We start from the raw sequence: 10,892 nt of genomic DNA on the forward strand, positions 1-10,892 counted from the left end.
GACTCCGGTCACCACCCCCCTCGGGGTTTGCGGGGCCTACCGCAGCGCGGCGAGCACCGCGTCCGCCATCACCTTCTCGCCGGTGGCGTTCGGGTGGAACGGTACGGCGGGCGAGCCGGGCAGCGCGCCCTCGATCCAGCGGTCGTCCGAGCAGACGTCGTGCCCGGCGGTGGGCGTGGCGGTGTCGACGTACGTCGCGCCGCCGGCCGCCGCGGTGGACTTGAGCGCGGCGTTCAGCTTGTCGAGCACGCCGTGCATGTACTCGACGTCGCCCGGGGTCACGGGCTGGCGCAGGATGCACGAGCGGCCGTCGGCGGGCAGTACGGACGGGTAGCCGACCAGCAGGACCCGGGCCCGCGGCGCCTTGGCGTGGATGCGCCGCAGCGTGTCGGCGACCTGCGGCGCGATGCTGCTGGTGATCCGCTCGGCCAGGTCGTCGTTGCCGTACTGCCAGGACCAGCTGCTCCAGTCCCAGTAGCCGTGGTGGTAGACGTCCTTGCAGGGCGTGCCGAGCGGGTTGACGACCGCGCCGGCGATGCAGGTGGCGACGAGTTCGCCGAGGCCGAGGTCGCTGGCCGCGAGGTCGTTGCCGCCGATGCCGAGGGTGACCAGGTCGGTGTCGGGGGTCACCGCGTCCAGCTGCGGGTCGTTGACCCGGATGAAGGCGTCGTACTGGGGCTGCGTCATGGCCTTGACCTTGGCGGCGGCGCAGGTGACGTCGGTGTACGCGCCGGCCTTGAGGGCGGCGGCGACCAGGTGGCCGTAGTTGCGGTCGGAGCGCAGGCACAGGCCCGCCGACTGGCCGGGCACGCCCGCGCCGGCGGCGTAGGAGTCGCCGAGCGCCACGAGGTGCTTGGGCGCCGGGGTGGCGGCCTGGGCGCTGGTGGAGGTGAGCGCGAGGGCGGCGCCCAGGGCGACGGAGGCGAGCGCGGTGGAGCTGCGCAGGTATCGGGGTTTCCGGGCAGGGCGGAGCACGGTTCCTCCTGGGGGGAGAGAAACGACGGGTGGGGGTCGTGCCGGGCCGCGGCTACTCGCAGGTAAGTTACTTGTTGGTTTCGTGGACGTCCATGCCGTGCGCGGAAATTTCCGAAATTCCGTCAGATCGCATTTCGCATTTCGCTCCACCGTGTATCGAAGACATTTCCGAAACGGTGTGGAGCGGAATTGCCGCACTCGGTTGTTACCGGCCGGTTGACCGGACGTCACCGCAGGCCGCAGTATCGGGCGCACAGCGACGGCGCCCACCCCGCGCGCGCCGTCCCGCCCGCCGCGACGGAGGACTGCGCATGGCCCTGGACGCCGACGTCATCGTCATCGGAGCAGGACTCGCCGGACTCGCCGCCACCGCCGAACTCGCCGACGCCGGACGGAAGGTGATCCTGCTCGACCAGGAGCCCGCGGCCTCGCTCGGCGGCCAGGCGCACTGGTCCTTCGGCGGCCTCTTCCTGGTCGACTCGCCCGAGCAGCGCCGGATGCGGATCCGCGACTCGCACGCCCTCGCCCGCCAGGACTGGTTCGGCACCGCCGGCTTCGACCGGCCCGAGGACGCCTGGCCGCGCCGCTGGGCCGAGGCCTACGTCGACTTCGCGGCCGGCGAGAAGCGCTCCTGGCTGCACGGCCTGGGCGTGCGGTTCTTCCCCGTCGTCGGCTGGGCCGAGCGCGGCGGCCTCCTCGCCGACGGCCCTGGCAACTCGGTGCCCCGCTTCCACATCACCTGGGGCACCGGGCCCGGACTGCTGGAGCCCTTCGTCCGCCGGGTCCGCTCCGCCGCCGCCCGCGGGCTGGTCGACCTGCGCTTCCGGCACCGGGTCACCGGCCTGGCCGCCACCGCGGGCGTCACCGACACCGTCACCGGCGAGGTGCTGGTGCCCAGTTCGGCGGCCCGCGGCGAGGCCAGCTCGCGCGAGGCCGCCGGACGGTTCGAACTGCGCGCCCAGGCCGTGATCGTGACCTCCGGCGGCATCGGCGGCAACCACGACCTCGTCCGCAAGGCCTGGCCCGCCCGGCTCGGCACCCCGCCCGCCAAACTGCTCTCCGGCGTCCCCGCCCACGTCGACGGGCTGATGCTCGGCATCGCCGGCGACGCCGGTGCCAGCCTCATCAACGGCGACCGGATGTGGCACTACACCGAGGGCATCGAGAACTGGGACCCGATCTGGGCCCGGCACGGCATCCGCATCCTGCCCGGCCCGTCCTCGCTCTGGCTGGACGCGCGCGGCAACCGGCTGCCCGTCCCGCTCTTCCCCGGCTTCGACACCCTCGGCACGCTCGACCACATCATGTCCACCGGGTACGGGCACACCTGGTTCGTGCTCAACCAGCGCATCATCGAGAAGGAGTTCACCCTCTCCGGCTCCGAGCAGAACCCGGACCTGACCGGGAAGTCCGTGCGCGGCGTCCTCAGCCGCGCCCTGCCCGGAGCCCCCGGTCCGGTCCGAAGCCACCTGCGGCACGGGCCCGACTTCGTCGTCGCGGGCAACCTCGCCGACCTCGCCCGCGGCATGAACGCCAGGACCCGCGAGGCGCTGATCGACCCCGCAGAACTGCGCCGCGCCGTCGAGGCCCGCGACCGGCAGTTCGCCAACCCCTTCGCCAAGGACCTCCAGGTCACCGCCGTCCACGGCGCCCGCCGCTACCTCGGCGACAAGCTGATCCGGGTGGCCCCGCCGCACCGCATCCTCGACCCGGGCGCCGCCCCGCTGATCGCCGTCCGGCTCAACATCCTCACCCGCAAGTCCCTCGGCGGTCTGGAGACCGACCTCTCCGCGCGCGTCCTGCGCCCCGACGGCGAACCCCTTCCGGGCGTCTACGCCGCGGGCGAGGCCGCCGGTTTCGGCGGCGGCGGCGTCCACGGCTACCGCTCCCTGGAGGGCACCTTCCTCGGCGGCTGCCTCTTCTCCGGCCGCACCGCCGGCCGCGCGGCGGCTCAGGCCACGGCGTAGACCGGTGCGTGCGGCCTCAGCGCTCGTCGGTGAGGCCCAGCCGCAGGTGCTCGACGTGGTACACGGCCTGGTCGAGGAGGGCGGCGACGTGGTCGTCGTGCAGGGAGTAGACCACCGAGCGGCCCCGGCGCTCGCCGACGACCAGGCCGAGGTTGCGCAGCAGCCGCAGCTGGTGGGAGCAGGCCGACTGCTCCATGCCCACGGCGTCGGCGAGTTCGGTGGCCGCGCGCGGTCCCTCGCGCAGTTCGGCGAGGATCAGCAGCCGGGAGGGGGTGGCCAGCGCCTGGAGGGTGGTCGCGACCTTGGCCGCGTTGGAGGCGTCCAGGCGCATCCGCGGTACGGCTTTCTCGGTGGTCGCGTGTCCCATGGGGGCATCCTACGGACCGCCGCCGAACCCCGGCACCCGGTACCCGGCAGTGACTCTTGGCATGCCGGGTAGGCTGCGCGTGCAGCGTGCCCCGTGACCAGGAGGAGTTCCAGAGCCGATGAGCCGCCGAGACCGGGACCGCAAGCAGGCGGCCGCCTCCCCGGTGACCGTCACCGTCTGCCGGGGCTGCTGCTGCGGCACCGAGGCCAAGCACCCGGGGGTGGACCACGCCGGGCAGTACGAGCGGCTGCGGGCGGCGGTGGGTGCGGCGGGCCGGGTCCGCGCGGTCAAGTGCCTGGACGTGTGCACCCAGTCCAACGTGGTGGTGGTCGGCCCCTCCGGGGAGGGGCGGGCGGCGGGCGGGCGTCCGGTCTGGCTGGGCTTCGTGCTGGCGGACGACATGATCGACGAGATAGCCGCCTGGGTGCACGCGGGCGGCCCCGGGCTGGCCGACCCGCCCGGGCTGCTCGACCTCCAGCTGATCTCGGTGTCCCGCCGGGTCCGCGAGGGCCTGGCGGAGTAGCGGACGGTGGAGTCGATCCGTCCTCATCACGGTTGGGACGCAGCGGGGTTGGCCGATCCGGCGGCCGAGCAGGATCCGCTGGACGCCGCCCTCGGCGGTCCCACTACCATGACCGGTGGCTGCCAGCGGTTCCGCCCAGGGAGGACGACGATGACGACGGTCTGCCGGATCTGCGCGGGCACCGGCCGGACCGCCGGTCTCAGCTGCCGGACCTGTCAGGGCACCGGGACCACCGAGGTGGGCGGCGGGGGCGGCAACTGCTTCCTCTGCGACGGCACCGGGGTGTACGTCCGCTACCGGGTGGACGCGACCGGCGCCAAGCACGCCTACCGGGACGAGATCTGCCGCACCTGCGACGGCACCGGCAACCGGTCCCCCTCCACCTGGGACGAGCCCTCCGGCTGAGCGCCCCCGTCCGCGGCGGCGCCGACGGCGGCTCAGGCCGCGCCGCCGGCCGGGGCCATGATCCGGGGTCGGTCCGGGGCGGGCGCGCTCCTTTACCTGATCATGGTCGAACATTGGCGTTCGAATGGGCGGCGCGCTGCGGCCCGTTCACCCCGCGTCCGTGTGCGGTCAACGCGCCGCTGGAAGAGTCCCGCGCATGGATATCCCTCACATGGGCGTACCGGCCAAGCTCGCGGACCGCATGAGCACGGCCGAGCAGCACGAGTACCTGCGGGCCCGCTTCTCCCGCCGCCGGATGCTGCGCGCCGGCGCCGTGACCGTCGGTGCCGTCGCCGTCGGCGGCGCGCTGGGCAGTGGAACGGCCTTCGCCGCGCCGGCGAGCCCGCAGCTGCTGACCGGTGCCACGACGGCCGGTGTCGACGGTTCGCTGGTCGCGCCGATCGGGCGCCACCTCCAGTTCGGGCCCGAGCCCGACACCCAGTTCCGCATCTCCTGGCAGGTCCCGGCGCCGGTCAAGAAGCCGTTCCTGCGCTTCGGCAAGACCCCGTGGGAGCTCAGCCACAAGCTCCAGGCCGAGGTCCGCACCCTGCACACCCCGGCGCTGAGCCCGAACAGCCAGCCGGTGGACCAGTACTACCTGCACGTGGCGCTGGAGGACCTGCACCCCGACACCACCTACTACTACGGTGTCGGCCACGAGGGCTTCGACCCGGCCTCGCAGCAGCAGATCTCCACCCTGCACACCTTCCGCACCGCGCCCTCCCGCGACCACCGCTGGGGCAAGGTCTACGAGCCGTTCACCTTCACCGCCTTCGGCGACCAGGGCGTCAGCTCGCACGCGGCCGGCAACGACCACGTCATCCTGGCCCAGAAGCCGTCCTTCCACCTGCACGCCGGCGACATCTGCTACGCCGACCCGGCGGGCTCCGGCACGGACCCCGACAAGTCCGTGTACAACGCCAGGACCTGGGACGACTTCCTGGTCCAGACCGAGACGGTCGCGGCGACCGTGCCGTGGATGGTCGCCTACGGCAACCACGACATCGAGGCCTGGTACTCGCCCAACGGGTACGGCGGCGAGAACACCCGCTTCTTCCTCCCGGACAACGGCCCGGACCCGCGCAAGGTCCCCGGCGTCTACACCTTCCGCTACAAGAACGTCGGCGTCATCTCGCTCGACGCCAACGACGTCTCCTACGAGATCCCGGCCAACCTGGGCATCTCGGCGAACAAGCAGACCAAGTGGCTGGAGCGCACCCTCAAGGACCTGCGCAACGACGAGACGATCGACTTCGTCGTGGTCTTCTTCCACCACTGCGCCTTCTCCACCACCGTCGCGCACGCCTCCGAGGGCGGCGTCCGCGAGGCCTGGGTGCCGCTGTTCGAGAAGTTCCGGGTGGACCTGGTCATCAACGGCCACAACCACATCTACGAGCGCACCGACGCGATCCTCGGCAACAAGGTCTCGAAGCAGGTGCCGAGCGGCGCCACCATCGAGCCGGCGAAGGACGGCGTCGTCTACGTGACCGCGGGCGCGGCCGGCCGCAGCCTGTACAAGTTCGACGTGCCGGACACCTACGAGGGGCACGAGAACCACCAGGACGAGGTGAAGACCTACTACTGGGGGAAGGGCAAGGTGAAGGTCCCCGAGACCATCCAGTGGTCGCGGGTGCGCTACACCGGCTACTCCTTCATCAAGGTCGACGTCACCCCGGCCCACCTGGGCCAGAAGTCGTCCATGAAGGTGACCGCGCTGGCCGAGGACGGCACGCAGATCGACAACTACACGATCCTGCGCAACGTCGGCGAGGGCTGGGACTCGGACCACGACGACGACGGTCAGGGCGGCGGCTGGGGCTGGTAGTCCCCGAACCGGCTTGCCGGGCCCCGGCGTCGAGGAGTCCGCACCTCGACGCCGGGGCCCCGTGCGTGGACGACCCCGTGCGTGGAGGGCCCGGTGCGCTCAGCGCCGGGGCCCGTACATGATCACCGCGACCCCGGCCAGGCAGACCAGCGCGCCCACCACGTCGTAGCGGGTCGGCCGGAAGCCGTCCACGACCACGCCCCAGAGCAGCGACCCGGCGACGAACACCCCGCCGTACGCGGCCAGCACCCGGCCGAAGTGGCTGTCCGGCTGGAGCGCCGCGACGAAGCCGTACCCGCCGAGCACCACCACCCCCAGCCCGGCCAGCCACCACGGCCGCTGCTCGCGCACGCTCTGCCAGATCAGCCAGCAGCCGCCGATCTCGGCGAGGGCGGCGACGACGAACAGGGCGACGGAACGCAGGACGGTCATGGCCGACAAGCCTAGGCGTCAGGATTGCCGGTACGTCGCGAGGAAGCGGCCGATGCGGTTGATGGCCGTCTCCAGGTCGTCGGCGCGGGGCAGGGTGACGAAGCGGAAGTGGTCCGGGCGGGGCCAGTTGAAGCCGGTGCCCTGGACGACGTGGATCTTCTCGCGGAGCAGCAGGTCCAGCACGAACTGCTCGTCGTCGACGATCCGGTGCACCGCCGGGTCGAGCCGGGCGAAGGCGTACAGGGCGCCCTTGGGCTTGACGCAGCTGACGCCGGGGATCTCGTTGAGGGCCTTGTAGGCGACGTCGCGCTGTTCGGTGAGCCGGCCGCCGGGCAGCACCAGGTCGTTGATGGACTGGTGGCCGCCGAGCGCGGCCTGGACGGCGAACTGGGCGGGCACGTTGGGGCACAGCCGCATGCCGGAGAGCATGGTCAGGCCCTCCAGGTAGTCGGCGGCGTGCTGCTTGGGCCCGGAGACGACCAGCCAGCCGCTGCGGAAGCCGGCCACCCGGTAGGCCTTGGAGAGGCCGTTGAAGGTGAGGGTGAGGACGTCGTCGGCGAGGGCGGCGAGGCAGTGGTGCTCGGTGTCGTCGTAGAGGATCTTGTCGTAGATCTCGTCGGCCAGGACCATCAGCTGGTGGCGGCGGGCGAGGTCGAGGATGCCCTCCAGCAGTTCCTTCGGGTAGACCGCGCCGGTGGGGTTGTTGGGGTTGATGACGACGATGGCCTTGGTGCGGGCGGTGATCTTGGCGGCGATGTCGTCGAGGTCCGGGTACCAGTCGGCCTGCTCGTCGCACAGGTAGTGCACGGCCTTGCCGCCGGCCAGCCGGACCACGGCCGTCCACAGCGGGTAGTCCGGCATCGGGACGAGCACCTCGTCGCCGTCGTCGACGAGCGCGGTGACGGCCATCTGGATCAGCTCGGAGGCGCCGTTGCCGAGGTAGACGTCGTTGACGCCGACTCCGGTCACGCCGCGCTGCTGGTAGTACTGCACCACCGCGCGGCGGGCGGGCAGGATGCCGCGCGAGTCGCTGTAGCCGTGCGCCTTGGGCAGGTTGCGGATGATGTCCTGGATGATCTCCTCGGGCGCCTCGAAGCCGAACGGCGCCGGGTTGCCGGTGTTCAGCCGCAGCACGCTGTGCCCGGCCTCCTCCAGGGCGTTGGCCTGGTCGACCACCGGGCCGCGGATCTCGTAGCACACGTTGTTCAGCTTGCTGGACTGCCGAAACTCCACTGCGGCCTCCCGACCGTCACCACCGCATCGTTGCTGATGCTTTGTTCTACCAAGTTGGCACTTGGAAAGTCCAACCTTTTGGCTATGCTGATCCACATGTCACGCCGAAGCTACGACCAGTACTGCGCCGTCGCCCGCGCCCTGGACGCGGTGGGGGAGCGCTGGAGCCTCCTGATCGTCCGTGAACTCCTCGGCGGCCCGCGCCGCTACACCGACCTGCACGCCGACCTGCCCGGCGTCTCCACCGACATCCTCGCCGCCCGGCTCAAGCAGCTGGAGGGCGACGGCCTGGCCCTGCGCCGCCGGCTCGAACGGCCCGCCAACGCCACGGTCTACGAGCTCACCGAACGCGGCCGCGAACTGCGCCCGGTGATCGAGGCGCTGGGGGAGTGGGGCCTGCCCGCCCTCGGCGAGCAGCGGCCCACCGACGCCGTCCGCGAGCACTGGTTCACCCCCCGCACGGCGGACGACGGGGCGCCCGTCGCGGGTTAGGTGCCCGTGCCCGTGCCGGTGCCGGGGTCCGATGCCGGTGCCCGGACCGGCCGCGCGTAGCATCGTCGGGCCACGGAGCCATCGGAGGAGAGCGGAGACCGCCCGTGCCCACCACCTACCGCAGTTACGTCGCCGTCGGGGACTCCTTCACCGAGGGCATGTGCGACGACCTGCTGCCCGACGGCCACTACCGGGGCTGGGCCGACCGGGTCGCCGACGCGCTCGCCGCCGAGGCCGGCGGTGACGAGGTGTTCCGCTACGCGAACCTCGCCGTCCGCGGCAAGCTCATCGGCCAGATCCACGACGAGCAGCTCCCCGCCGCCACCGCGATGGGCGCCGACCTGGTGACCCTCGTCGGCGGCCTCAACGACGCGCTGCGCCCCGGCTGCGACATCGCCCGGGTCGAGCGGCTGCTCGGCCGCTGCGCCGAGGAACTGCGCGCCACCGGCGCCACCGTGGTGCTGTTCACCAGCACCGACCCGACCCGCAGGATGGCGGGCAGCGCCCGGCTGCTCCCGGCCATCCTGCGGATGAAGGCCTTCGTGCACGAGCTCGGCCAGGACGAGGGCGTCGCCGTCGTCGACCTGTTCGCCGCCCCCTGCTTCGACGACCGCCGGCTCTGGGGCGAGGACCGCCTGCACCTGTCGCCCGAGGGCCACCGCCGGGTCGCCGAAGGGGTGTTGGAGGCGCTCGGCCGCCCCGCCGCCTTCGACTGGCGCGCCCCGCTGCCGCCCGCCGCCCCGCCCGGCCGGGCCGAGCGGCTGCGCGCCGACGCCCGCTGGCTGGGCGGCCACCTGGGGCCGTGGATCGGTCGCCGGCTCACCGGGCGCTCCTCCGGCGACGGCCGGCCGCCGAAGCGGGCCGAGCTGCTGCCCTACTCGGCTCCGGGTTCGGCTGTGGGTTCGGTGGCGGATTCGGCTGCGGGCTCGTAGAACAGGCTCGCCATCGGGGAGCGGGTGGTCCAGCCGAGCGCGGTGTAGAGCGCCCGGCCGTCCGGGGTGCCGACCAGGACGGCGGTGTCGGCGCCCGCCTGGTGCCCGGCGTTCTGCAGGGTCCGCATCACCAGGGCGCCCAGGCCCCGGCGCCGGTGCTCGGGCGCGGTCAGGATCTGGTCCGGGACGGCCACGGGGCCGGCCAGGCCCGCCTGGCCGCGTGCGGCGAGGTGTCCGGCCTCGGTGCGGACCAGGGTCCGGACGACCCCGCCCCGGGTCCAGGTGGTCACCGTGTAGCCGGCCGGCACCTCGGGCCGCTCGGCGCCCAGCGGGGCGGTCATCAGGTACCCCGGCTGGTCGAGCCGCCACTGCGGGCCCAGCCAGGGCCGGACGACGGCCTCCTCGGTGAACAGCTTCAGCCAGGTGCCCGGCGCGGTGGTGGCCTCGGCGATCTTGCGGACGTCGGGCTCGGCCGGCTCGGGCAGCACGTGCCGGGCGACGTGGCCGACCACGCCGACGTCGATCGTCCAGCCCCAGGGCTCGTCCACCGCTTCGGCCGCGCCGCGCGAGACGCTCCAGCCGGCGATCCACATCCGGACGAGTTCGTTGATGCTCGGGTCCTGCACTCCTACCCCCGTATGCCATGGGCGCACTGCGCCATGGGTGCACCTCGTAATAGGTGCACTGCCTATTGACACCTTACCGGGGGTGGGGTGGGTGTGACCAGCGCCCAGTAGGCTTGGCGGTCCGACGCACCGGACGGCCGGTGCCCACGCTGGAAGGACCACGCGACGTGCGCGAGACCGAGCCGCCGCAGCACCCCACGGCGGCTCAGCCGACCGAGCTGCGCTCCGACTGCACCAGCTGCTTCGGCCTCTGCTGCGTCGCCCTGCCCTTCGGCGCCGGCACCGACTTCGCCGTCGACAAGGCCGCCGGCAGCGCGTGCCGCAACCTGCAGACCGACTTCACCTGCGGCATCCACGAACGCCTCCGCGACCGGGGCTTCCAGGGCTGCACCGTCTACGACTGCTTCGGCGCCGGGCAGCGCGTCTCCCAGGTCACCTTCGGCGGCCGCAGCTGGCGCGAGGCGCCGGCCGACGCCAAGCCCATGTACGACGTCTTCCCGGTGGTGCGCCAGCTCCACGAACTGCTCTGGTACCTCACCGAGGCGCTCGGCTACGCCCCCGCCCGCCCGGTCCACGCCGACCTGCGGCAGGCCCTGGAGGAGACCGACCGGCTCGCCGGCGGCACCCCCGAGGAGATCCTCGCCGTCGACGTCCCCGCCCACCGGCAGCGCGTCAGCGACCTGCTGCTGCGCGCCAGCGAACTCGTCCGCGCCGCCGTCCCCCGCCGCCGCGAACACCGCGGCGCCGACCTCTTCGGAGCCCGTCTGCGCGGCGCCGACCTGCGCGGGGCCAACCTGCGCGGCGCCCTGCTCGTCGCCGCCGACCTCGGCGGGGCCGACCTGCGCCTCGCCGACCTCGTCGGCGCCGACCTGCGCGACGCCGACCTCTCCGGCGCCGACCTCACCGAGGCCCTCTTCCTCACCCAGGCCCAGCTGAACGCGGCCCGCGGCGACGCCACCACCCGCCTGCCGGCCACCCTCACCCGGCCCACCCACTGGCCCGCCACGGCCCCCGCCCCGGCCGCCGCCACCGGCGCGCGCGCCCCCCGCAAGCCGCGCAGCGGCGGCCGCCCGGGC

Annotated in this window: 11 protein-coding genes and 1 pseudogene; 7 read left to right on the forward strand and 5 right to left on the reverse strand. The window is 73.1% G+C overall.

Going from position 1 to position 10,892, the window contains the following annotated elements:
- Positions 1-36 precede the first annotated feature (36 nt).
- A complete protein-coding gene (locus ACFWPT_RS40145; RefSeq protein WP_063347064.1) occupies positions 37-975 on the reverse strand; it encodes an SGNH/GDSL hydrolase family protein in 939 nt (312 codons plus the stop codon).
- A 311-nt stretch (positions 976-1,286) separates the two neighbouring features.
- Here ACFWPT_RS40145 and ACFWPT_RS40150 point away from each other — a divergent pair, with 311 nt between their 5' ends.
- The gene (locus ACFWPT_RS40150) at positions 1,287-2,942 is read left to right on the forward strand and encodes an FAD-binding dehydrogenase (RefSeq protein WP_380487930.1); all 1,656 of its coding nucleotides are present in this window, start codon (positions 1,287-1,289) and stop codon (positions 2,940-2,942) included.
- Positions 2,943-2,958: 16 nt separating this feature from the next.
- On the opposite strand, the gene ACFWPT_RS40155 is transcribed toward ACFWPT_RS40150, so the two are convergent.
- Positions 2,959-3,309 carry a metalloregulator ArsR/SmtB family transcription factor gene (locus tag ACFWPT_RS40155; protein ID WP_063347062.1) on the reverse strand — a complete coding sequence of 117 codons (351 nt, stop codon included), beginning with the start codon at positions 3,307-3,309 and terminating at the stop codon, positions 2,959-2,961.
- Between the two features lie 118 nt (positions 3,310-3,427).
- Between ACFWPT_RS40155 and ACFWPT_RS40160 the strand changes: the two genes are divergently transcribed.
- From ACFWPT_RS40160 to ACFWPT_RS40170, 3 genes are all read left to right on the forward strand, one after another.
- Positions 3,428-3,832 (forward strand): hypothetical protein, encoded by a 405-nt coding sequence (locus ACFWPT_RS40160; RefSeq protein WP_063347061.1) that lies wholly within the window; start codon positions 3,428-3,430, stop codon positions 3,830-3,832.
- Positions 3,833-3,982: 150 nt separating this feature from the next.
- Positions 3,983-4,237 carry a hypothetical protein gene (locus ACFWPT_RS40165; RefSeq protein ID WP_063347060.1) on the forward strand — a complete coding sequence of 85 codons (255 nt, stop codon included), beginning with the start codon at positions 3,983-3,985 and terminating at the stop codon, positions 4,235-4,237.
- Between the two features lie 196 nt (positions 4,238-4,433).
- Positions 4,434-6,101, forward strand: coding sequence for a metallophosphoesterase family protein (locus ACFWPT_RS40170; RefSeq protein ID WP_079135505.1), 1,668 nt, complete (start codon positions 4,434-4,436; stop codon positions 6,099-6,101).
- A 99-nt stretch (positions 6,102-6,200) separates the two neighbouring features.
- On the opposite strand, the gene ACFWPT_RS40175 is transcribed toward ACFWPT_RS40170, so the two are convergent.
- Together ACFWPT_RS40175 and ACFWPT_RS40180 are read right to left on the reverse strand one after the other, a co-directional pair.
- Entirely contained in the window at positions 6,201-6,533 is a 333-nt protein-coding gene (locus ACFWPT_RS40175; RefSeq protein WP_063347058.1) for a YnfA family protein, read from the reverse strand.
- A gap of 18 nt (positions 6,534-6,551) precedes the next feature.
- A complete protein-coding gene (locus ACFWPT_RS40180) occupies positions 6,552-7,766 on the reverse strand; it encodes a pyridoxal phosphate-dependent aminotransferase (RefSeq protein WP_063347057.1) in 1,215 nt (404 codons plus the stop codon).
- A gap of 96 nt (positions 7,767-7,862) precedes the next feature.
- On the opposite strand from ACFWPT_RS40180, the pseudogene ACFWPT_RS40185 reads away from it, so the two are divergent.
- Together ACFWPT_RS40185 and ACFWPT_RS40190 are read left to right on the forward strand one after the other, a co-directional pair.
- Positions 7,863-8,216: pseudogene (locus tag ACFWPT_RS40185) on the forward strand (winged helix-turn-helix transcriptional regulator); the annotation flags it as partial.
- A gap of 146 nt (positions 8,217-8,362) precedes the next feature.
- Positions 8,363-9,190 carry an SGNH/GDSL hydrolase family protein gene (locus tag ACFWPT_RS40190; protein ID WP_380487934.1) on the forward strand — a complete coding sequence of 276 codons (828 nt, stop codon included), beginning with the start codon at positions 8,363-8,365 and terminating at the stop codon, positions 9,188-9,190.
- On the opposite strand, the gene ACFWPT_RS40195 is transcribed toward ACFWPT_RS40190, so the two are convergent.
- The gene (locus ACFWPT_RS40195) at positions 9,133-9,816 is read right to left on the reverse strand and encodes a GNAT family N-acetyltransferase (protein ID WP_380487936.1); all 684 of its coding nucleotides are present in this window, start codon (positions 9,814-9,816) and stop codon (positions 9,133-9,135) included. The two genes, ACFWPT_RS40190 and ACFWPT_RS40195, sit on opposite strands and share 58 nt — an antisense overlap.
- A gap of 167 nt (positions 9,817-9,983) precedes the next feature.
- Between ACFWPT_RS40195 and ACFWPT_RS40200 the strand changes: the two genes are divergently transcribed.
- On the forward strand, positions 9,984-10,892 hold a 909-nt coding region (locus tag ACFWPT_RS40200; protein WP_380487938.1), incomplete at its 3' end, for a pentapeptide repeat-containing protein.

This window comes from Kitasatospora sp. NPDC058478, assembly GCF_042720345.1.
Lineage (GTDB): Bacteria > Actinomycetota > Actinomycetes > Streptomycetales > Streptomycetaceae > Kitasatospora.

What these genes read in the sequence shown, in the direction of transcription:
- ACFWPT_RS40150 (WP_380487930.1), top strand. Translation starts at nt 1,287, where the DNA reads ATGGCCCTGGACGCCGACGTCATCGTCATCGGAGCAGGACTCGCCGGA.
- ACFWPT_RS40155 (WP_063347062.1), bottom strand. Translation starts at nt 3,309, where the DNA reads ATGGGACACGCGACCACCGAGAAAGCCGTACCGCGGATGCGCCTGGAC.
- ACFWPT_RS40160 (WP_063347061.1), top strand. Translation starts at nt 3,428, where the DNA reads ATGAGCCGCCGAGACCGGGACCGCAAGCAGGCGGCCGCCTCCCCGGTG.
- ACFWPT_RS40165 (WP_063347060.1), top strand. Translation starts at nt 3,983, where the DNA reads ATGACGACGGTCTGCCGGATCTGCGCGGGCACCGGCCGGACCGCCGGT.
- ACFWPT_RS40170 (WP_079135505.1), top strand. Translation starts at nt 4,434, where the DNA reads ATGGATATCCCTCACATGGGCGTACCGGCCAAGCTCGCGGACCGCATG.
- ACFWPT_RS40175 (WP_063347058.1), bottom strand. Translation starts at nt 6,533, where the DNA reads ATGACCGTCCTGCGTTCCGTCGCCCTGTTCGTCGTCGCCGCCCTCGCC.